Annotated in this window: 21 protein-coding genes, 2 tRNA genes and 1 pseudogene; 19 read left to right on the top strand and 5 right to left on the bottom strand. The window is 64.3% G+C overall.

All coding sequences use genetic code 11. The features are described from left to right. Together gpmA and K3163_RS00115 are read right to left on the bottom strand one after the other, a co-directional pair. Nucleotides 1–687, bottom strand: a complete 687-nt coding sequence (gene gpmA, locus K3163_RS00120) for a 2,3-diphosphoglycerate-dependent phosphoglycerate mutase (RefSeq protein WP_221550559.1) — start codon at nt 685–687, stop codon at nt 1–3. A 34-nt stretch (nt 688–721) separates the two neighbouring features. Then, complete coding sequence (locus K3163_RS00115; RefSeq protein WP_221427368.1) at nt 722–865, bottom strand: hypothetical protein; 144 nt, start codon at nt 863–865, stop codon at nt 722–724. A gap of 114 nt (nt 866–979) precedes the next feature. Between K3163_RS00115 and K3163_RS00110 the strand changes: the two genes are divergently transcribed. The 4 genes from K3163_RS00110 to K3163_RS00095 all read left to right on the top strand — a co-directional run bounded on the left by K3163_RS00110 (nt 980) and on the right by K3163_RS00095 (nt 4,485). Beyond that, nucleotides 980–1,054, top strand: a tRNA-Thr gene (locus K3163_RS00110). Between the two features lie 164 nt (nt 1,055–1,218). After that, nucleotides 1,219–2,388, top strand: coding sequence for an acyl-CoA dehydrogenase family protein (locus tag K3163_RS00105; protein ID WP_221427369.1), 1,170 nt, complete (start codon nt 1,219–1,221; stop codon nt 2,386–2,388). Between the two features lie 31 nt (nt 2,389–2,419). Next, nucleotides 2,420–2,959 (top strand): PH domain-containing protein, encoded by a 540-nt coding sequence (locus K3163_RS00100; protein WP_247710052.1) that lies wholly within the window; start codon nt 2,420–2,422, stop codon nt 2,957–2,959. Further along, nucleotides 2,956–4,485, top strand: a complete 1,530-nt coding sequence (locus tag K3163_RS00095; RefSeq protein WP_221550558.1) for a PH domain-containing protein — start codon at nt 2,956–2,958, stop codon at nt 4,483–4,485. The genes K3163_RS00100 and K3163_RS00095 overlap by 4 nt, the downstream gene beginning before the upstream one ends. On the opposite strand, the gene K3163_RS00090 is transcribed toward K3163_RS00095, so the two are convergent. Then, on the bottom strand, nt 4,482–4,778 hold the full coding sequence (locus K3163_RS00090) for a GNAT family N-acetyltransferase (protein WP_221427371.1): 297 nt from the start codon (nt 4,776–4,778) through the stop codon (nt 4,482–4,484). The genes K3163_RS00095 and K3163_RS00090 overlap by 4 nt on opposite strands. A gap of 54 nt (nt 4,779–4,832) precedes the next feature. Here K3163_RS00090 and K3163_RS00085 point away from each other — a divergent pair, with 54 nt between their 5' ends. After that, entirely contained in the window at nt 4,833–5,828 is a 996-nt protein-coding gene (locus K3163_RS00085; RefSeq protein ID WP_221550556.1) for a threonine aldolase family protein, read from the top strand. Next, nucleotides 5,825–6,769: a DMT family transporter gene (locus tag K3163_RS00080; RefSeq protein ID WP_221550554.1), complete on the top strand. Its 945-nt coding sequence runs from the start codon at nt 5,825–5,827 to the stop codon at nt 6,767–6,769. Before K3163_RS00085 ends, K3163_RS00080 begins: the two co-directional genes overlap by 4 nt. Here the strand turns inward: K3163_RS00080 and K3163_RS00075 are convergent. Then, nucleotides 6,753–7,544, bottom strand: coding sequence for a Rossmann-fold NAD(P)-binding domain-containing protein (locus tag K3163_RS00075; RefSeq protein WP_221550545.1), 792 nt, complete (start codon nt 7,542–7,544; stop codon nt 6,753–6,755). The two genes, K3163_RS00080 and K3163_RS00075, sit on opposite strands and share 17 nt — an antisense overlap. A gap of 42 nt (nt 7,545–7,586) precedes the next feature. Between K3163_RS00075 and pepN the strand changes: the two genes are divergently transcribed. The 9 genes from pepN (at nt 7,587) to K3163_RS00030 (ending at nt 17,226) form a co-directional block, all read left to right on the top strand. Beyond that, complete coding sequence (gene pepN / locus K3163_RS00070) at nt 7,587–10,238, top strand: aminopeptidase N (RefSeq protein ID WP_221550543.1); 2,652 nt, start codon at nt 7,587–7,589, stop codon at nt 10,236–10,238. Next, complete coding sequence (gene pgeF, locus K3163_RS00065) at nt 10,231–10,890, top strand: peptidoglycan editing factor PgeF (RefSeq protein ID WP_221550541.1); 660 nt, start codon at nt 10,231–10,233, stop codon at nt 10,888–10,890. Before pepN ends, pgeF begins: the two co-directional genes overlap by 8 nt. Before the next feature lie 230 nt (nt 10,891–11,120). Continuing rightward, on the top strand, nt 11,121–11,693 hold the full coding sequence (petA, locus tag K3163_RS00060) for a ubiquinol-cytochrome c reductase iron-sulfur subunit (protein WP_221550534.1): 573 nt from the start codon (nt 11,121–11,123) through the stop codon (nt 11,691–11,693). A gap of 23 nt (nt 11,694–11,716) precedes the next feature. Beyond that, nucleotides 11,717–13,012, top strand: coding sequence for a cytochrome b (locus K3163_RS00055; protein ID WP_221427378.1), 1,296 nt, complete (start codon nt 11,717–11,719; stop codon nt 13,010–13,012). Between the two features lie 24 nt (nt 13,013–13,036). Next, nucleotides 13,037–13,885: a cytochrome c1 gene (locus K3163_RS00050; protein ID WP_221427379.1), complete on the top strand. Its 849-nt coding sequence runs from the start codon at nt 13,037–13,039 to the stop codon at nt 13,883–13,885. A 79-nt stretch (nt 13,886–13,964) separates the two neighbouring features. Further along, on the top strand, nt 13,965–14,501 hold the full coding sequence (locus K3163_RS00045) for an adenine phosphoribosyltransferase (protein WP_221553917.1): 537 nt from the start codon (nt 13,965–13,967) through the stop codon (nt 14,499–14,501). Nucleotides 14,502–14,591: 90 nt separating this feature from the next. Continuing rightward, nucleotides 14,592–16,460 (top strand): cation:proton antiporter, encoded by a 1,869-nt coding sequence (locus tag K3163_RS00040; RefSeq protein WP_221427380.1) that lies wholly within the window; start codon nt 14,592–14,594, stop codon nt 16,458–16,460. After that, nucleotides 16,457–17,083 carry an OmpA family protein gene (locus K3163_RS00035; RefSeq protein ID WP_221550532.1) on the top strand — a complete coding sequence of 209 codons (627 nt, stop codon included), beginning with the start codon at nt 16,457–16,459 and terminating at the stop codon, nt 17,081–17,083. The genes K3163_RS00040 and K3163_RS00035 overlap by 4 nt, the downstream gene beginning before the upstream one ends. A gap of 69 nt (nt 17,084–17,152) precedes the next feature. Continuing rightward, nucleotides 17,153–17,226: transfer RNA gene (locus K3163_RS00030), tRNA-Gly, on the top strand. 282 nt (nt 17,227–17,508) lie between these two features. On the opposite strand, the gene panC is transcribed toward K3163_RS00030, so the two are convergent. Then, on the bottom strand, nt 17,509–18,366 hold the full coding sequence (gene panC, locus K3163_RS00025) for a pantoate--beta-alanine ligase (RefSeq protein ID WP_221550530.1): 858 nt from the start codon (nt 18,364–18,366) through the stop codon (nt 17,509–17,511). Between the two features lie 89 nt (nt 18,367–18,455). Here panC and K3163_RS00020 point away from each other — a divergent pair, with 89 nt between their 5' ends. The 4 genes and pseudogenes from K3163_RS00020 to K3163_RS00005 all read left to right on the top strand — a co-directional run. Then, nucleotides 18,456–19,265: a division plane positioning ATPase MipZ gene (locus tag K3163_RS00020; protein ID WP_221550528.1), complete on the top strand. Its 810-nt coding sequence runs from the start codon at nt 18,456–18,458 to the stop codon at nt 19,263–19,265. After that, nucleotides 19,262–19,564: a J domain-containing protein gene (locus tag K3163_RS00015; protein WP_221550527.1), complete on the top strand. Its 303-nt coding sequence runs from the start codon at nt 19,262–19,264 to the stop codon at nt 19,562–19,564. The genes K3163_RS00020 and K3163_RS00015 overlap by 4 nt, the downstream gene beginning before the upstream one ends. Next, nucleotides 19,561–20,964 (top strand): phosphoglucomutase/phosphomannomutase PgmG, encoded by a 1,404-nt coding sequence (pgmG, locus tag K3163_RS00010; RefSeq protein ID WP_221550525.1) that lies wholly within the window; start codon nt 19,561–19,563, stop codon nt 20,962–20,964. The genes K3163_RS00015 and pgmG overlap by 4 nt, the downstream gene beginning before the upstream one ends. A gap of 3 nt (nt 20,965–20,967) precedes the next feature. Then, nucleotides 20,968–21,354 (top strand): annotated as a pseudogene (locus K3163_RS00005) (hypothetical protein); the annotation flags it as partial.

Raw genomic sequence — 21,354 nt, 5'->3', positions numbered from 1 at the left:
TTACGCGTCCTTCAGGTAATATCGTTCGCCCGACACATTCGCGCCGTCGAAATCATAGATGATCGGCTCGCCGGTCGGGATCTCGAGACCGGTGATCTCGTCGTCCGAGATGTTCGAGAGATGCTTCACCAGTGCGCGCAGGCTGTTGCCGTGGGCGGAGATGATGACATTCTCGCCCTTGGCCAGCAGCGGCAGGATCGCCTCTTCCCAATAGGGAAGGACGCGCTCGATCGTGAGCTTGAGGCTTTCGGTGCGCGGCACCTCGATACCGGCGTAACGCGGGTCGTCCGAGAGATCGAACTCGCTGCCCGCTTCGAGCTCGGGCGGCGGCACGTCGAAACTGCGGCGCCAGATGTGCACCTGCTCGTCACCGTGCTTCTCGCGGGTTTCCTGCTTGTTGAGGCCGGTAAGCCCGCCATAGTGGCGCTCGTTCAGGTGCCAGTCGCGGGTGACCGGGATCCACAGCCGGTCGCATTCCTCCAGCGCGAGGTTGAGCGTCTTGATCGCGCGTTTCTGGACCGAGGTGAAGGCGGTGGTGGGCAGAACGCCCTTCTCCTTCATCAGCCGTCCGGCTGCGCGGGCTTCCTCGACACCCTTCTCGGTCAGGTCGACATCCCACCAGCCGGTAAAGCGGTTGGCGAGGTTCCACTCGCTCTGGCCGTGGCGAACGAGGATCAGCTTCGACATGATTACTCCGGTTTTCCCCTAGGAGCACTGCGCGTTAGCGGTCCCCGCCATCCTTGGGAAGGCCTGTATCGCCCGATTCGCGCATTTCGCGCGTCTGCACCTTGCGCCTGCGAAGGTTCTCGCGAAGTTTCGCGGCGAGGCGTTCTTCGCGGGTCATCTTTTCGTTGCTGCCACTCATCGCGCAACCTTTTGCGAAAATCGCGCGGAGCCGCAAGCGAAGGTTGACTTTCTCGCCGCGCCTGCCAATAGCGCGCGCCTCCACCCCGCGACGGTTTTTCTCGCGGCGGCATGTGCTGCTGTAGCTCAGTGGTAGAGCGCACCCTTGGTAAGGGTGAGGCCGGGAGTTCAATCCTCCCCAGCAGCACCATTTTCTTTTTTGATTGGACCCTCAAACGCCGGGCGCGCCGCCTCCGCGTCGCTTGGCTTCGCCGCAGCAGCGGCGGCGCGCAGTCGCGCTTTGACTGCCGTGACCAAGAACCGGGTTGCGCATGGCCACCCATCGCGGCACTCCTTTTCTAAAGGGAGAGCTTCATGGATTTTCGCCTGACCGAACAACAGCGCGAGCTGCAGGACGCGGCGCGCACATTCGCGCGCAAGGAATTGCCCGATCTCGCGCGCGAGATGGAGGAGAAGGACTTCTCCGTACCGCCCGAGATGATGGTCCGTTACGGCGAGATGGGCTTTCTCGGGGTGAATCTGCCCGAGGAATACGGCGGGCTCGGGCTCGGCCATCTCGAAGCTCTGCTGGTGCTCGAACAGTTCGCGATGATTTCGAATGCCGTGGCCTTCCCGATCTTCGAGGCGCTGGTCGGTCCGGTCAGGACGATCGAGCGATTCGGTTCGGATGCGCTGAAAGCGAAGATTATTCCCCGGGTCGTCAGGGGCGCAGCGACGGTTGCGGTTTCCATGTCCGAGCCTGATGCAGGCACCGCGCTGACGGATCTGACGACCAACGCATTTCTCCAGAATGGTCATTACATCCTCGACGGAAACAAGCGTTGGACCTCCGGAGCGGGGCACGCATATTATTACGTCGTCTACACGCGCCTCTCCGATGCGCCCGGGGCAAAGGGGATCGGGGCGCTGCTGGTCGAAAAGGAAATGGAAGGCGTCTCCTTCGGCAAGCGTGAGCAGCTGATGGGGTTCCGCGGTATCGAAACGCGCGACATCATTTTCGACGGGGTGCGGGTGCCGGAAGGGAATGTCATCGTGCCCGCCGGCGGTTTCGGAAAACTGATGAGCGCATTCGGGCTGGAGCGCTGCGGCAATGCGACCCAATCGCTCGGCCTCGCGGCGGCTGCGCTCGAACAGGCGACCGAATATGTCCAGGAGCGGCAGGCCTTCGGCAAGCCGATCGTCGATTTCCAGGCGGTGCAGATGCGCCTTGCCGAAATGGCGATGCAGGTGGAGGCGGCGCGGCTCCTGATCTACCGCGCCGCGGCCAATGCCGAACACAATGAAGGTGGCCTGCCGAGCGTCTACGAGAGCTCGACCGCGAAATGCTTCGCCAACGAGATCGTGCGTAGCGTCACCGCGAACGGCATGCAGGTGATGGGCGGATACGGCTATCACAAGGAATACGGCATGGAGCAGCGCGTGCGCGACGGCTTTGCCTGGGGCATCGCGGGAGGCACGACCGACGTGCAGAAGACCAATATCGCGGCAGCAATCGTGGGAAGGCGTTTCGATCAAAGGCGTTGACGCGGCGGCTGTCTTGCATAGGTAAACCAGTATGGACGAGACCCAAGACGCTCCGCGACAGGACGCTGTGCCCACCGATGATCCCGGCCCGACCCCTTTGGCGGACGGCTCGCCGGACGACCTCACCCAGCTCGACCCGCGCTACAAGACGATGATGCGGCTCGTTGCGGGGTTGTTCGCCATCGTCCTGCTGGTCGGTGCGACGATTGCCGAGCTGGCCATTCCCGGCTGGACCGGCGTGGTCTGGGCCCCAGTCCTTCTGGTGGTCGCCTATATCGTGTTCTACCTGCCGATGCGGCGCTACGCGACACGCGGTTACTCGCTGGCCGAGGAGCGACTGCGCGTCGTGCGCGGGGTACTTTTCCATTCGGACACGATCGTCCCCTTCGGGCGGGTCCAGCATATCGATGTCGACCAGGGGCCGCTCGAGCGCGGCTTCGGTCTCGCGACGCTTACGGTGCATACTGCGGGTTCGCACAACGCCTCGGTCTCGCTCCCGGGCCTCGCCCACGAGACTGCGCTTGCCATGCGCGAGGATATCCGCGCGGCGATCCGGCGCGATACGCGATGACGCCCGAGCCGCAGGAGGCAAAACGCACCGATCCGCGCAGCTTCGCAGTACGCGCGGTGATGATGCTGTTCCAGCTCGTCATCCCGATCGCGATCGCTTCGGCGACGATACTCGACGACGGCAAGGTGACCGATCTCGTCGGCTATTTCCTGCCGCTCGTGACCGGCATCATCCTGCTCAACGTCTTCATCGCCTATCTCCAGTGGACCAAGCTCACCTACACGGTGGGCGAGGCGGATATCCGCGTGGAAAGCGGCGTGCTTTCGCGGGCGGCCCGTTCGGTGCCCTACGAGCGCATCCAGGACGTCAGTCTCGAACAGAAGCTGGTTCCGCGCCTGTTCGGCCTCGTGGAGGTCAAGTTCGAGACCGGCGCGGGCGGCAAGGACGACCTCGCGCTCAGCTACCTTTCGGAAGACGAGGGCGAGCGCTTGCGGGAACTGGTGCGTGCGCGCCGTGAGGGCGAGGAGATCGCGCAGGAGGAAGGCGTCGAGGCCAAGCCGGCGGAAGAGGCAGAGGTGCTCTTTGCCATGGGACCGAAGCGCGTCTTCACCTTTGGCTTGTTCGAGTTCTCGCTGGCCGTGGTGGCAGTGATCGGCGGCCTTGCGCAGCAATTCGACTTCCTGCTGCCCTTCGATCTGTGGGACATCGACTATTGGGAAGAGCGTATCGCGGGACAGGGGCAGTGGCTGTCGGGCCTCGGCCCGCTGGCGCAGTTCGCGGGCATCATCTTCGCGCTCCTGTCGCTCGGGGTCCTCGGCGTCGCGACGGGTCTCGTCCGCACCGCGCTTCGCGAATGGGATTTCCGGCTGGAGAGGACAGCCAAGGGCCTGCGACGGCGCAGGGGCCTGCTGACGCGCACCGATCTCGTGATGCCGCTCCACCGCGTGCAGGCGCTGCGTATCGGGACCGGCTTCCTGCGCCGCCGTTTCGGCTGGCATTCGCTCAAGGTCATCAGCCTTGCCAGCGATACCGGCGGGGCAAATCACGATGCCGTGCCGTTCGGCCAGATGGACGAGATCGCGCCGGTCGTGGGCGTCACCGGTTTTCACCTTCCGCCCGAGAATGCCGAATGGCACCGCGCAGTCAGCCGTTACCGGATCGACAAGGCCGCGCTCGCTACGATGATTCTGCTGCCAGCGACCATCGTGGTCGCAATCGTCGGCAGTTCCTGGATGTGGCTCGCGCCTGCCGTCGGGCTTGTCTATACGCTGGCGGAGCAATGGTGGCGCTGGCACCACGACTACCGCGCGCTTGGCGAGCGGCAGCTCTATTCGCGTCACGGCTGGTTCTCGCCGAGCCTTGCCATTGCCTCGCGAGTGAAGCTCCAGTCGGTCGAGATAGCGCAAGGGCCGATCGCGCGTCTGCGTGGCTACGCGAGCCTGCACCTCGGGCTGGCCGGCGGGCGGCTGAGGATTGACGGAATGCCGGTGGAAGAGGCGAGCCGCTGGCGTGCAGCGATCTGCGACAGCATCTCGCGGACCGACTTCTCCGAACTGCTCGATGCGCCGGGAGCGCCCGCGACCTAGGCCCTGAGGTCGGCGAGCTCCTTGTGGCGATCGAAATAGCGCTCGACGTAGGAGCAGTCGGGCGCGATCTTGAAGCCGTTTGAGCGGGCATCCTCGATCAGTGCCTCGACCAGTTTTTCTGCGATGCCCCGTCCGCGATGGCTGGTCGGAACGAAGGTATGCTCGGCATGGCGGACATCGTCGCGCTGGGTCCAGCTCAGCTTGGCCGGAGTGTCACCGGCATCCAGCTTCGCAACATAATCACCGTGAGTGACCCTGTCGCGACGTTCTATTTCGATTTCTGCGTGACCCATGTCGTTATCTTTCCTTGCTGTGCAACCAACGCAGCTGGCGCTATGCGCGTTCCGATGCAGTTCCTGTCAGACAATGCCGCCAGTGTTCACCCACGCGTGTGGGACGCGATGCGCGCCGCCGACGCGCCCGATTCTCCCTACGACGGAGATGCACTGAGTATTTCGCTCGATGAGAAGATGTCCTCACTCTTCGGCAGGGAATCGAAGGTGCTCTGGGTGGCAACCGGTACTGCGGCGAATTGCCTCGCCCTTGCGACGATGGTCCAGCCCCACGGCGGCGTGGTCTGTCATGAGGAAGCACATATCGAGATGGACGAATGCGGCGCGCCGGGCTTCTACCTTCACGGTGCGAAGCTCTTGCTGGCGGCGGGCGAGGGGGCGAAACTCACGCCGGATGCGATCCGCGCAGTCCTCGATCCGATCCGCGACGATGTGCACCAGGTGCAGCCTCACGCCATCTCGATCACGCAGGCAAGCGAGTACGGCCGGACCTACAGGCCCGAAGAGATCGCGGCGATCCGCGATCTGGCGGACGAACGCGGGCTGTCATTGCACATGGATGGTGCGCGGTTCGGCAATGCGGCGGCATTCCTCGATCTTCCGGCAGGCGAAGTGGCGGGCGCGGTCGATGCGCTGAGCTTCGGCTTCGTGAAGAACGGCGGCATGAGCGCGGAGGCGATCGTCTTCTTCGATACGGCTCTTGCCGATGTCGCGCTCTATCGCCGCAAGCGTGCCGGCCATTTGCAGAGCAAGGGCCGATACCTCGCTGCGCAGGTCCACGCCATGCTCGACGGTGACCTCTGGCTCGAGAATGCGCGTTCGGCCAATGCAGCCGCGGCCGAGATCGGCGGAGCCTGCGCGGACCGGCTGATGCATCCGGTAGAGGCCAACGAGGTGTTCGTGCGCTGCACCCCTGAAGAACGCGAGGCGCTGCGCCAACAGGGCTTCGGTTTCTACGACTGGGGCTATGACGCGGCGCGCTTCGTCACCTCGTGGAACACGCGCGAGGAAGATGCGCGCGCGCTCGCCAAGGCGATTGCGGGCCTATGAGCGCGCAGACCGGCGGGGAAAGCCTGCTTGCTCCGAGAAACCTTGCCGCCTTCCTGCTGGTGAGCCTCATCTGGGGCGGCACCTGGCTGGTCATCCGCGACCAGATATCCTCCGTCCCGCCGAGCTGGTCGATCACCTGGCGCTTCATTGTGGCCGCGCTCGGCATGTTCGTGTTGGCGAAGCTGCGCGGCGAGCCGCTCGGCCTGCCGCGCGAAGGCTGGCGCTGGGCGCTGGCGCTCGGCCTGTTCCAGTTCTCGCTCAATTTCAGCTTCGTATACAATGCCGAGAAGTTCATTACCTCGGGCCTCGTCGCAGTGATGTTCGCGCTGCTGGTCGTGCCCAATGCGGTGCTCGGGCGGATCGTGCTCGGCCAGCCGATCAGGCGCGAATTCGTGCTCGGCTCCTCGATCGCGGCGATCGGGGTCGCGATGCTCTTTGCCCAGGAGTACCGCGCCTCGCCGGCGACGCTGGGCGAGGTGCTGACCGGCGCCGCGCTGACCGTGGGCGGCATCCTCTCTGCGAGCGCGGCCAATATCGTGCAGGCGATGGATGGCGCGAAACGCCAGCCGCTGCTCACCCTGCTCGCATGGTCGATGGTGGTGGGCGTCTTGCTCAATACGGGCTTCGCTCTCGCTACCCAGGGGCCGCCGCAATTCGATTCGCGGCCCGAGTACGCGCTCGGCATCCTTTATCTCGGCCTCGCCGGGTCGGTGATCACCTTCCCGCTATACTACGGGCTGGTTCGCAAGGTCGGGGCGGGAACGGCGGCCTACAGCTCGGTGATCGTTCCGATCGTCGCTATGGTGCTCTCGACCCTCTTCGAGGGGTTCGTCTGGGGGCCACTGCCGGCCGCAGGCGCGGCGATCACGCTGGCGGGCATGGTGGTGGCGATGCGCGGCCGCGCAGCTCCGCCGCCGAGGCGCGCTACGCCTGAGCCCTGATCGCAGCGAGGCCTTCGCGATAGGTGGGGTACCGAGGCTCCCAGCCGAGAACGCGTTTCGCCTTTCCGTTCGCCACCCTCCGGTTCTCCGCATAGAAGCCGCGCGCCATGGGCGAGAGATCGGCCTCCTCGATCGTCTGGAGGGGCGGTGGATCGATGCCGAGGAGGCGGGCCGCTTCCTCGACTACCGCATTCTGGCTGGTCGGTAGATCGTCGGCGAGATTGTAGGCGCCTGCCGGAGCGCCGCTCTCGATAGCCGCAACGACGCCCGCAACGAGATCGTCGACATGGACGCGGCTGAACACCTGCCCCGGCAGGTCGATCCGGTGCGCCTTGCCCGCCTCGAGCCGCTCGAAAATGCTGCGGCCCGGCCCGTAGATGCCCGGCAGGCGGAAGACCCGTGCGCCGAGCTCGAGCCAGCCGGAATCCGCTTCGCTTCGGGCAGTGCGCCGGCCCCCGCCGGTGGGCGAGTGCTCGTCCACCCACGCGCCTGCCGCATCGCCATAGACGCCGGTGGAAGAGAGGTAGCCGAGCCACGGCTCGCCGAACTTGTCACCGTGACCATGCAGGACGGGGTCGCGGCCGCTTTCGCGGTCGGGCGGGACGGAAGACAGGACATGCGTTGCCGAGGCCAGCGCTTCCCCGACTGCCCCGCGGTCCGAAAACTCTACATTTCCGGCGCTTCCGGTGGCATCGACATGCCAGCCTCGCGCACGCATCTCTTGCGCAAAACGCCCCGCCGTGTAGCCGAGACCGAAGATGAACAATCGGGCCATCGGAGCGTATTAGCTCACGAAGCCGCAATTGACAGGAAAAGCATGGATATCGCTCGCACGCCCGCCACGCCCGACGGCAACATCGAAATGGCCGATGCCGCCGTCGAGCCGAAGGATCCGCCGGTCATCCGCCGCGAGGACTACACACCTTTCCCCTGGCTGGTGCCCGAGACCCGGCTCGACTTCGAGCTCGGCCTCGAGAGCACGCGCGTTCGCTCCACGCTGACCGTGGTGCACAACAACAAGGCTGCGCGCTCGCCCACGATCCGGCTCGACGGTGACGGGATCAAGCCGACCAGCGTCAAGGTCGATGGCGAGCCGACGCAGAGCTTCGTGATGGATGGCGACGATCTCGTCCTCACCCTGTCCGACGACGCGCACGAGATCTCGATCGAGACCGAGATCGATCCCAGCGCCAATTCGCAGCTGATGGGCCTCTACGCCTCCTCCGGCATGCTCTGCACCCAATGCGAAGCCGAAGGTTTTCGCCGGATCACCTTCTTCCCCGACCGGCCCGATGTGCTTTCCACCTACACGGTGCGGATGAGCGGGCCGAAGGACCAGTTCCCGATCCTGCTGTGCAACGGCAACAAGGTCGCCACCGGCGAGGAGGGCGACAGCCACTGGGCCGAGTGGCACGATCCGTGGCCCAAGCCCTCCTATCTCTTTGCGCTGGTCGCCGGCGACCTGGTCGCCCGGACCGACAGCTTCACCACCATGAACGGGCGCGAGGTCGAGCTGAACGTCTGGGTGCGCGAAGGCGATCTCGAACGGACCGAGCATGCCATGGAAAGCCTCAAGCGCTCGATGGAATGGGACGAGGAAGCCTTCGGGCGCGAATACGATCTCGACCTGTTCAACATCGTCGCCGTCAGCGATTTCAACATGGGCGCGATGGAGAACAAGGGCCTCAACGTCTTCAACACCAAATACGTCCTCGCCGACCCGGAAACCGCCACCGATGGCGATTATGACGGGGTCGAGGGCGTGATCGGCCACGAGTACTTCCACAACTGGTCGGGCAACCGCATCACCTGCCGCGACTGGTTCCAGCTGAGCCTGAAGGAAGGCTTCACGGTGCTGCGCGACCAGCTCTTCAGCCAGGACATGGGGTCCGAGCCGGTCAAGCGGATCGAGGACGTGCGCGTGCTGCGCGGTGCGCAGTTCCCCGAGGATTCGGGACCGCTCGCGCATCCGATCCGGCCCGACAGCTACCGCGAGATCAGCAACTTCTACACGGCCACTGTCTACAACAAGGGCGCCGAAGTCATCCGCATGATGCGCACCATGGCGGGCGAGGAGGCCTTCAGGAAAGGCACCGACACCTATTTCGACCGTCACGATGGCGAAGCCGCGACATGCGAGGATTTCGTCAAATCGATCGAAGATGGCGCTGGCCTCGACCTGACCCAGTTCCGCCTGTGGTATTCGCAGGCGGGTACGCCGAAGGTGAGCGTCGAGTTCGGCCACGAGGGCGACGAGGCAGTGCTCAAACTCTCGCAGCTGGTCCCTACAACGCCGGGGCAGGACGAGAAGAAGCCCATGCCGATCCCCCTGAAGATCGCGCTGTTCGATCGCGAGAAGGGCACGCATTCGGGCGAGCAGCTGATCGTGCTCGACAAGGCGAGCGACACGTTCCGCTTCGGCGGTTTCGCGCAAAAGCCGGTGCTGTCGATCAATCGCGGCTTTTCGGCACCGGTGACGATCCAGCGCGAGATCGCGCGTGACGAACTGGTGTTCCTGGCCGCGAAGGACGATGATCCCTTTGCCCGCTACGAGGCGATGCAGGACCTGATGGTCGGCCACCTCGTCGCGGCCAGCAAGGGCGAACTCGGTGAGGAGGACCGCGCGGCCGGCCGCAAGGATATCGTCGGTGCCATGCGCGCCGTGATCGAGGACGAGGGGCTCGACGATCTCATGCGCGGCGAGCTGATGTCGATGCCCAGCCAGACCTATCTCGCCGAGCAGATGAGCGAAGCGGACCCGGGTCGTATCCATGAAGAGCGCGAGGCGCTCAAGGCCGCGATCGCGGGCGAGCTGCAGGACGAGCTGCACGCACTCTACGACCGCGCGGCCGAACTTCCCTTCTCGCATTCGGCGGAAGCGAAGGGTGCACGCAAGCTGAAGACGCTGATCCTCGTCTACGCCGCGGCGCACGACCCGCAGAAGGCCGCCGAGCTCGCCGCGCACCAGTACGAGAACGCGGACAACATGACCGACCGGCAGGGTGCGCTGATGGTGCTCACCGGCATCGACAGCGCCGAGCGCACCAACGCCCTGATCGATTTCTACAACCGCTACCGCGGCAATGCGCTGGTCATCGACAAGTGGTTCTCGCTGCAGGCGATGTCGCTCCACCCCAAGGTTCTCGAACATGTGAAGGCGCTCGCCGATCACGAGGACTTCACGATGAAGAACCCCAACCGCGTACGCTCGCTCTACATGGCGTTCGCCGCGAACCCGCACGGCTTCCATGCCGCTTCGGGCGAGGGTTACAAGCTGATCGCTGACCTCATTCTCGAACTCGATCCGATTAACGCCCAGACCGCTGCGCGCTTCGTGCCGGCGCTGGGCCGCTGGCGGAAACTCGAACCGGGCCGCAGCGCATTGATGCGTGAACAGCTGGAACGCATCGCGGCTGCCCCGAAGCTGTCGCGCGACACGTTCGAACAGGTCTCGCGCTCGCTTGGCTGATGTGCTGACCGACCCGGCGCTTGAAGGCGTGCCGCACGGCTTTTCGACACGCGAGGGGCTGGGGGCGGCCGATATCCTGCCGGGCGGAGAGCTCGCCATGCTCCAGCAGGTGCATTCGGCCGATGTCGTGACCGTGAGCGAGGCGGGCAGCGCGCTGGCGCGGGCCGATGCGATGGTGACGGACCGGCGCGGTATCGTGCTCGGCATCGTGACTGCCGACTGTGCGCCGGTGCTGCTTGCGGACAGCGAAGCAGGCGTGGTGGGCGCGGCGCATGCCGGCTGGCGCGGAGCCCATGGCGGCGTGCTCGAGAACACCGTGCGCGCAATGGAGCAGCTCGGGGCGCGGCGCGAGGCCATCGTCGCGGTGATCGGACCGACTATCGCGCAGGCAAGCTACGAGGTGGACTGCGCATTTCGTGACCAATTCCAGGAAGCCGACGAGCGGTTCTTCTTGCCGGGACGCGAAGGGCATCTCCAATTCGACCTTCCCGCCTACGCAGCGCACCGTCTGCGCGAGGCGGGGGTGGGGCGAATCACCGATATCGGTCTCGACACCTATGCCGATGAAACCCGCTTTCACTCCTACCGCCGCGCGACCCATCGCGCGGAGCCGACCGAAGGCCGGCAGGTCAGCGCCATCGCCTTGCCGTAGCGCTGGGCCAGTAATTGCCACGCGGCATTGCGCGACGAGGCACATCTGTTGCCAAAATGGCGGTTGGCAAGGGGTCGCATAGCGGCTAGAGGCGCGACCAAACCGGAACCAACGGGGGCTTCCGCGCAAATTTTTTCGGCGCAGCCCTCCGGCAAGGACCGGAAACTGGATCGCAACATTTTACCTGCGCCATCCGGCGCGGAACGCAAGGCAGGCAAGGCAAGGCGCTGATGGCAGACACGACTGCAACCGCTAATCCCGAAACACCCACCGCGGGCGAAGACGGCGTTCGTCGCCGCGACTTCCTCGACATCGCAGCCGTTAGTGCGGCAGGCATCGGCGGTCTCGCCGTGGTCTATCCGCTGGTGAGCCAGATGGCGCCCTCGAAGGACGTGCTCGCAGCGAGTTCGACCGAAGTCGACATCTCGTCGATCGAGCCGGGCCAGGCCATCAAGGCCGTGTTCCGCAAGCAGCCGCTTTTCGTCAAGCGCCTGACGCCGGCCGAAATCGAAGCTGCCAACGCAACCGCCACCGGTTCGCTGCGCGACCCGCAGAGCCTCGCCGACCGCACCAAGGAAGGCCACGAGGACATCCTCGTCACCATGGGCGTCTGCACCCACCTCGGCTGCGTGCCGCTGGGCGCTGCAGAAGGCGAAGTGAAGGGCGAATTCGGCGGCTATTTCTGCCCCTGCCACGGTTCGCACTACGATACCGCAGGACGCATCCGCAAAGGCCCTGCGCCCACCAACCTCGAAGTGCCGGAATACGAGTTCACCTCGGACACCGTCATCCAGGTCGGCTGAGTTAGAAGACGAGAGACAGAGACATGAGCTTTCCCTGGGCACGCCAGTACGAACCGAAGAACGGTCTGACGAAGTTCCTCGACGAGAAATTGCCGCTTCCGCGCCTCGTCTATAACGCCGTCGGCGCAGGTTATCCGGTTCCGCGCAACCTTTCGTACTTCTGGAATTTCGGCGTCCTCGCCGGATTCTTCCTCGTCGTGCAGATCGTCACCGGCGTCGTGCTCGCCATGCATTATGCAGCGAACGCGCAGGTCGCCTTCGCCACGACCGAGCACATCATGCGCGACGTCAACTGGGGCTGGCTGATGCGCTATGCCCACGCCAACGGCGCAAGCTTCTTCTTCATCGTTGTCTACCTCCACATCTTCCGCGGCCTCTTCTACTCTTCGTATAAGGCTCCGCGCGAGATGATCTGGCTGCTCGGCGTCGTGATCTTCCTGCTCATGATGGCTACCGCCTTCATGGGTTACGTGCTTCCCTGGGGCCAGATGAGCTTCTGGGGCGCGAAGGTCATCACCGGCCTGTTCGGCGCAATCCCGATCGTCGGCGAGCCGATCCAGGTATGGCTGCTCGGCGGCTTCGCCCCCGACAACGCCGCACTGAACCGCTTCTTCAGCCTCCACTTCCTGCTGCCCTTCGTGATTGCCGGTGTCGTGATCCTGCACATCTGGGCGCTGCACATCCCGGGTTCGTCGAACCCGACGGGTGTGGAAGTGAAGAGCGAAAGCGACACCGTCCCCTTCCACCCGTATTACACGGCGAAGGACGGCTTCGGCCTCGGCATCGCCCTGCTGGCTTACTTCGCGCTGGTCTTTTTCCTGCCCAACGCGCTCGGCCACCCGGACAACTACATCGAAGCGAACCCGCTCTCGACCCCGGCGCACATCGTTCCGGAATGGTACTTCTGGCCGTTCTACGCGATCCTGCGCGCCTTCACCGTCGACTTCTTCTTCGTTCCCGCGAAGCTGATGGGCGTGCTGGCGATGTTTGCATCGATCCTGCTGTGGTTCTTCCTGCCCTGGCTCGACAAGTCGCCGGTGCGCAGCGGCCACTACCGTCCGCTGTTCCGCAAGTTCTTCTGGTTCGGCCTGATCCCCGCGATGATCGTCCTGTTCATTTGCGGCGGCGCACCTGCCGAAGAGCCCTACGTGATCCTCAGCCAGATCGCGACGGCCTACTACTTCATCCACTTCCTGGTGATCCTGCCGATCGTCAGCAGCGTGGAAAAGCCTGAACCCCTGCCTTACTCCATCACCGAAGCCGTCCTCGGCTCGGACAAGACGATGGTGAAGGGCGAGAACACCGCGCCGGCCGTTTAAGAGATACGAGAAAGATACAAGGTCATGCTCAAACTCCTCAGCGTCCGCCTCGTAGCCATGGCAGTCGGCCTCGTGTTCGCGGTAGCGGCACTCTGGGCCCTCGTGGTCGGTGTCATCGCGCTTGCGACCGAAGAGCCGGTTCCCCACGCGCCCTACGAAAAGCCGAACGACTACGACTGGTCGTTCTCCGGTCCTTTCGGCAAGTGGGACCAGCAGCAGCTCCAGCGCGGCCTCAAGGTCTATGACGAAGTCTGCGCTGCCTGCCACAGCCTCAAGTTCGTCGCCTTCCGCGATCTCGAACAGCTCGGTTACTCCGAAGCACAGGTGAAGGCCTATGCCGCTGCCAAGCAGGTTCCGGGCATCGACCCGAACACCGGCGAAGCGACCATGCGTCCCGGCTTGCCGACGGATTATTTCCCGTCGCCCTATCCGAACAATGTCGCGGCTGCCGCGGCCAACAACAACGCGATCCCGCCGGATCTCTCGCTGATGACCAAGGCGCGCGGGGATGGCGTGAACTACGTCGCTTCGCTGCTTACCGGCTACCAGGAACCCTCCGCCGAACTGCTGGCCGAGTACCCCGAGGCGGCACCGGGTCCGGGCCTGTATCACAACTCCTACTTCCCGAACCTCAACCTCGCCATGGCACCGCCGCTCACGACGGACGGACAGGTGACCTATGACGACGGTACCGAGGCAACGATCGAGCAGATGAGCACGGACGTCGCAGCGTTCCTCGCGTGGACTGCCGAACCGAGCATGATCAAGCGCAAGCAGACCGGCTGGCCGGTGATGATCTTCCTGCTTTTCGCAACGATCCTCGCTTACATGTCGAAGAAGCAGATCTGGGCTGCCGTTAAGCCCAAGAAGTAAGCTGCTTCGCTAGCGAACACGAAACGCGCCCCTCCATCCCAGCGATGCGAGGGGCGCTTTCATTTTCGGGAGACGCATCATTACCCCGCAAGAGCTGAAATCGCTGGTCCGGACCATTCCCGACTTTCCCATCGAGGGCATCCAGTTCCGCGATATCACCACGCTGATCGGCAATGGCGAGGGCTTTGCTGCCACCGTGGAGTGGTTGGCCGATCGCGTCAGCGCTAGCGGCGCGCAGGCCATCGCCGGAATGGAAGCTCGCGGCTTCATCTTCGGTGCCGCCGTGTCGGCAAAGCTCGCGCTGCCGTTCCTGCCCGTGCGCAAGTCGGGCAAGCTTCCATGCGACACGATCGGCGTCGACTACGCGCTCGAATATGGCTCGGACAGGCTGGAAATGGACCCCGCCTCGGTGAGCGAAGGGCAGCTTGTCGCAATGGTCGACGATCTCCTCGCCACTGGCGGCACCGCATGCGCAACCGCGGAGTTGCTGCGCAAGGCTGGCGCGCGGGTCGAGCACGCCTTCTTCGTCATCGACCTGCCTGATCTGGGTGGTGCGACCAGGCTCAAGGACTGTGATGTCGCCGTCCAAGCCCTGATGGAATTCGAGGGCGACTGACGCTTTTTGCTGCAAAACTTGGATAATTTCCCGCGCTAGGGCATTGAACCTGCTGAGCGCCGCGTATCGGCGCGCATTGTTGCGAGGGGCATGGAACAGACACTTGTCATAGCGCTGGTCGGGATCCTCGGCATCGGAGCGCAGTGGATTGCATGGCGGACCGGCTGGCCGGCGATCGTCCTGATGCTTGCCGCGGGCTTCCTTGCCGGACCGGTCCTCGGCATCTTCGATCCGGAACATGCTTTCGGCGAACTGCTCGAGCCCATGGTGGCGGTCGGCGTTGCGCTGATCCTGTTCGAGGGCGGCCTCAGCCTCGATTTCCGCGAATTGCGCCATAGCGGCAGCGCGGTGATGCGGCTTGCAACTATCGGCGTGGTCCTCGGCTGGCTGTTCGGCTCTCTGGCCGGCATCTACATCGCGGGCCTCGCTCCGGAAGTGGCCATCCTGTTCGGCGGCATCCTCGTGGTGACCGGGCCCACGGTCGTCATCCCCCTGCTGCGCCAGAGCTCGATCAAGTCGCGCCCGGCCTCAATCCTCAAGTGGGAAGCCATCGTGAACGACCCCACCGGGGCGCTGTGCGCGGTGATTGCCTATGAATACTTCCGCAAGGTTGCCGAAACCCCCGACGCGACGCTGTTTCAGGTGGTCCCGCCGCTCATCATCGCCGCGATCCTCGCCGGCCTGATCGGCTATGTAGCCGCCCTAGCGATCGCATGGTCCTTCCCGCGCGGCGCCGTGCCGGAGTACCTGAAAGTCCCTGTCCTGCTGGCAGCCGTCATCGGCGTCTTTGTGATTTCGAACCTGATCGAACACGAAGCAGGGCTGGTCGCAGTCACCGTGATGGGTGTGGCGCTGGCCAACATGAATGTCTCCAGCCTGAGGTCGATCCACCCGTTCAAGGAGAACATCGCGATCCTCCTCGTCTCGGGCATCTTCATCCTGCTGTCCGCATCGCTCGACTGGGAAGAGCTTTCCTATCTCAACCCGATGACGCCTGCCGGCCTCAACATGATGCTGTTCCTGCTGGCGTTGCTGTTCCTTGTCAGGCCGGCGACGATCCTGCTGAGCCTGCTCGGCAGCAGCGTACCCTGGAACGAGCGCCTCCTGCTCGCCTGGATCGCCCCGCGCGGCATCGTGCTGGTCGCTATCTCAGGCCTGTTCGCGCTGCGCCTGTCGGACCTTGGCTATAGCGACGGAAACCTGCTGATCGGCCTGAGCTTTGCCGTCGTCGTCGTCACCATCGTCGCGCATGGCTTCACGATCGATTTCGTGGCCAAGTTGCTCAAGGTGAAGGGTGTTACGCGCCCGGGCATGCTGATTGTCGGTTCGACGCCCTGGACCATTGCCCTGGCCGAACAGATGCGAGAGCTGAAAGCGCCGGTCATCGTGGTCGATGCCAGCTGGCAGCGGCTTGGCCTCGCCCGCCAGAAGGGGATCGATTTCTACCACGGGGAAATCCTCAACGAGGCGACCGAGCACAACCTAGAGCTCGCGCCCTACCAGAACCTCGTCGCGGCCACGGAGAACGAGGCATACAACGCGCTCGTGTGCAACGAGTTCGCCCACGAGATCGGGCGTGACCGCGTCTTCCAGCTGGGCGAAAGTGCCGACGGCGAGGATCGCCATGCGCTTCCCGAAAGCCTGCGCGGTCGCGCGCTCTTCGAAAGCGGTTTCGGGGTGGAAGACGTCAGCGAACGCCAGCGACAGGGCTGGGTATTTCGCAAGACGAAGCTATCGGACGAATTCGACTTCGAGAAGATGCAGGAGAGGCTCCCCAATGCCGCGAACATGCTGTTGCTGGTGCGCAGCAACGGCACGATCCGCTTCTTCACCCACGCCGCCAAGCCGGAGCCGCGCGCAGGCGATACCATCCTGAGCTTCTCGCCCCCGCAGACGAAAACCGCGGAGGAAATGGCAGCAAAGAAAGCGAGCAAGAAACAGGGGCCGCAGCCGACATGAGATACGCACCGACCCATTTCGCATTGATCACCGCTGCGCTGCTCGCTGGATGTTCGCAGAGCGAAGAGGCCGACAACGATCCTTCGCAGGGCGAGGGATCGCGCTCGATCTTCCAGTCGGAAGACGCGCAGTCGAATAGCGCCGGCGTACCTGCCTCCGTGCTGCGCCCGCTCGAGACCACCATCTCCTTTGCCGACGGCACCAGCGACCTGACCGAAGCTGCGCGTGCAGAACTCGCGACGGTGGTCGATTCGCCGCAGATGGATGCGGGCGGGGCGATCATTCTGCGTGGCCATACCGATGCACAGGGTAGCGACGCGGAAACGCTCCAGTCTTCGCGCGAGAAGGCCGAGGCGGTGCGCGACTTCCTCATCGAGAACGGCGTGGCGGAAGAGCGCATCGCGATCATCCCGTTCGGCGAACAGAACCCGCTCGCGCCCAATGCCCTGCCCGACGGCTCACCTAATGAAGAGGGCCGCGCCACCAACCGCCGTGTCGAGCTGACCGTCGAGACCGCGCGCGGCACCGAGCGCGAGCAGACGCTGGTCGAGACCCTGACCCGGCCGGATGCCGCATCGACGCAAGGGGCTGCCGAAGCGCAGACGCAAGATCAGCCACAATGATGTGTTGACGAATGGCCATGAGCGGTGGCATCTGCGCCCCGCTCGATTGGCCAGACAGGCCAATGTCATGCGGGTATAGCATAGTGGTAATGCTCCAGCCTTCCAAGCTGGCTAGAGGGGTTCGATTCCCCTTACCCGCTCCACTCCCTTTCGGCAGTTTCAGACCGGCACAAAAAAGGCCGGATGTCCGCGGGGGGATGCGAACAACCGGCCTTGCTACCCGAAGGGCTTTATCAGCGCCCAAACGTTGTCGAGCGCCCTATATTACCTGTTTCTAAAACACTAGTCCCCCAATGGAGGGACATGCAACCGCCGGTTAACAAAACAATCCTGCAACCCTTTGTGCAAAGGCAGAATTTAGCCAATTGCGACCGTTATCACATACGTATGCGTAGGAGGGGATTCCACCTGCGCGACCGTTTCGCTTATTGAGCGTGGATCCCCATATTGTCGATCAATCGCGTCCCACCGATCCGGGCGGCAACGAAGAGGCGGGCATTGCCATTGTCCGCCTCTAGCCGTTCGAGGCTGTCGGCATCGCGCACCTCGGCATAATCGACGCTGTCGAAGCCCGAGACCTGCAGCACCTCGCGCAGGTTTCCGAGCGGCCTGTCCGCCGCACCGCCTTGCGCAATGACCGCGATCGCGTCGCGCATCGCCTTGGGCAGGGCCGCCGCCTGGGCGCGCTGCTCGGCCGAAAGGTAGGCGTTGCGGCTGCTCATCGCGAGACCGTCATCCTCGCGCACGATCGGTACGCCGATGATCGCTTCGACATGCGGCCGCGTCAGGTCGAGGTCGCGCGCCATCCGGCGGATGACGGCGAGCTGCTGCCAGTCCTTTTCGCCGAAGAAGGCCATGTCGGGCAGCACCTGGTTGAAAAGCTTGCAGACCACTGTCGCCACGCCGTCGAAATGGCCCGGGCGGTCGCCGCCGCACAGCCCCTCGCTGACGCCTGCGACAGAGATGTTGGTGGCATAGCCTGTCGGATAGACCTCGTCCGGCTGCGGCGCCCACAGCAGCGCCACGCCCTCGGCTTCGAGCAATTCGGAATCGCGCTGCAACTGGCGCGGATAGGCATCGAGATCCTCTCCCTCGCCGAACTGTCGCGGATTGACGAATATCGATGCGACCACGTGATCGGCGGCCTCGCGCGCGCGCCGCATCAGGGTCAGGTGGCCATCATGGAGGGCTCCCATGGTCGGCACCAGCGCAACGGTCTTACCGCTTTCGCGCAGGTCAGCGACCCTTTTCCTCAACACTTCGAGCTTGCCGATTGTTTGCACGCATGCATCCCCTTGGATAAGGATGGAAATATCACCTGCCCTAGCGCCGCGCAGGGCCGGGCATCAACATTTCAATATCTGGAACGCAATTGCCGCACGCCGCTCCCCACTGGATTACCTTCGCCAACGAGAAGGGCGGGACGGGCAAGTCGACCACCGCAGTCCATGTCGCGGTGGCGCTGGCCTATCGCGGAGCGAAGGTCGCGGCATTCGATCTCGACCATCGCCAGCGCACGATGAACCGCTATTTCGAGAACCGCGCCGACACCGCGCATCGCCGGGGGATCGATCTGCCCACGGTCGAGTGCCACACCGTGCCACTGATCCCCGAAGAGGAATTCGGGGAAATGGTGCAGCGCCACGGGCGCGACGCGGACTTCATCCTGATCGACACGCCCGGCCGTGACGACCCGCTGGCGCGCTTTGCAGCGACCCATGCCGATACGCTGGTCACGCCGATGAACGACAGCTTCGTGGACTTCGACCTCATCGGTCAGGTCGAGAGCGAGAGTTTCAAGGTCAAGAAACTGTCCTTCTATGCCGAGCTGATCTGGGAAGCGCGCATCCAGCGCAGCCGCAAGGCGATCGAGGAGAACCGCCCCCCGATGGATTGGGTGGTTGTGCGCAACCGCACGGGTCACACCGAGGCGCGCAACGTCGCGCGTATCGAACAGGCGCTCACCGAAATGTCGAAACGCGTCGGCTTTCGCGTCGCGCATGGCCTCTCCGAACGCGTCATCTACCGCGAGCTTTTCCCGTCCGGCCTGACGCTGCTCGACAAGGGGCATCTTGGCGATCTCGGGACCAGTCACCTGGTCGCACGGCAGGAGCTGCGCGGTCTCATTGCGGCCCTGCGCCTGCCTGAAGTCACCCGTACCAAGGAACGTGAAACCGCATGATCAAGATACTCATGTTCGCCGTCGGGCTGAGCGTTTTCTGCCGTTGGGCTCTGGGCAAGTGGCCGTGGGAATACCTGCGCCCCGCACCCACGCGTTCGCAGGCGCTCTTCCGCGCACGCCGGTTGCTCAACGTCTCCGAGCGGGCCGATCATACGGAAATCCGCGAGGCGCACCGGCGCCTGTCCGCCATGGCGCATCCCGACAAGGGCGGCAGCAAGGCGCAGATGCAGGAGCTGAACGCGGCACGCGACCTCCTGCTCGATGAACTCACCCACGAAGTTGAGGAACCCCCGCAATGAGCCACGAGTTCGATCCGACCGTCCTGCGCGAATATGACATTCGCGGCATCATCGGAGAGACGCTGGGCGCTGACGATGCGCGCGCGATCGGCCGCACCTTCGGCTCGATGCTGCGCAAGGAAGGTGGCAGCAAGGTCGCTGTCGGGTACGATGGCCGGGTCAGCTCGCCCATGCTCGAACACGCACTCGTCGAGGGCCTTAATTCGGCCGGCTGCGATGTCGTGCGCGTGGGGCTGGGGGCGACCCCGATGCTATACTATGCGGAGGCCAGCGACGACGAGATCGATGGCGGCATCCAGATAACCGGCAGCCACAATCCCCCCAATTACAACGGCTTCAAGATGGTCTTCCAGGGACGTCCGTTCTTCGGATCCGACATCCAGGAGCTGGGCCGCCTGTCTGCTGCCGGCGAATGGGCCGACGGGGCGGGCGAAGTCGAGGACCGCGATATCCTCGACGAGTATATCGCCCGCATGGTTTCCGCACTCGACGGTGTCGACACGGGCGCGCTCGAAGGAATGCGCGTCGGCTGGGACGCGGGCAACGGCGCTGCCGGCCCCGCGCTCGAAAAGCTCGTCGCCAGACTCCCTGGCGAGCATCATGTCCTCTTCACCGAGGTCGACGGCAATTTTCCCAATCATCACCCTGATCCCACTGTCGAGGAAAACCTTGCAGACCTGCGAAAGCTCGTCTCCGCAAAGTCCCTCGATTTCGGAGTGGCCTTCGATGGCGACGGCGACCGCATCGGCGCGATCGACGGCGAAGGGCGCGTGATCTGGGGCGACCAACTGCTGATGATCTATGCCGAGGACCTGCTGCAATCACGCAAGGGCGCGACGATCATCGCCGATGTGAAGGCGAGCCGCGCGCTATACGATCATGTCGCGGCCTGCGGCGGGGAGCCGCTGATGTGGAAGACCGGGCACTCGTTGATTAAGTCCAAAATGAAGGAAACTGGTTCACCGCTTGCCGGCGAGATGAGTGGTCACGTCTTCTTCGCGGACGAGTATTACGGCTTCGACGATGCGCTCTACGCAGGCGTGCGCCTGATGGCTTCGGCAGCGAGGCTGGGCAAATCGGTCACGCAGCTGCGCAGCGACATGCCGCAGATGATCAACACGCCGGAGATGCGCTTCCAGGTCGACGAGAGCCGCAAGTTCGCCGCGATCGACGAGGTGAAGGAGCGCCTGTCCGGCACCGATGCCGACGTCAACGGCACCGACGGAGTGCGCGTGAACACCGCTGACGGCTGGTGGCTGCTCCGGGCTTCGAACACGCAGGACGTGCTCGTCGCGCGCGCAGAAAGCGACAGCGAGGAAGGTCTCGAGCGGCTGGTCGGCCAGATCGACGAACAGCTCGCGCTGTCGGGCCTCGAGCGCGGGGAAAGCGTGGGGCACTAGTTCTTGGCATTGGGGGTCGCGCAGAACTGGCCGTGGTCCCTGCTCGGGATCGCGGAGACATCCGACAAGGAAGCGATCCGCGCTGCCTATGCGGCGCGCAAGGCCGAACTCGACGGTTCGATGCGGATCTCGGCTTTCGCGCAGCTTACCGAAGCGCGCGAGAAGGCGCTCTTCCTGGCCTCGGAAATGCAGCGCAGTGCCGAGCGCGAGGCAGTCGCGGCGGGCGAATTCGCTCCGCGCGAGGCGGCCTATACCGAGACTGTGGACGAGGTCCGCGCGGACTTGCCCGAAGCGCCTGTAGCGCCACCACCCGCCGAACCCGAACCCGAACCCGAACCCGAACCCGAACCCGAACCCGAACCCGAACCCGAACCCGAACCCGAACCCGAA

This window comes from Qipengyuania xiapuensis, assembly GCF_019711395.1.
Lineage (GTDB): Bacteria > Pseudomonadota > Alphaproteobacteria > Sphingomonadales > Sphingomonadaceae > Qipengyuania > Qipengyuania xiapuensis.
The sequence above is the reverse complement of the archived record's forward strand: the minus strand, read 5'-3'. Positions and strand labels throughout refer to the sequence as shown.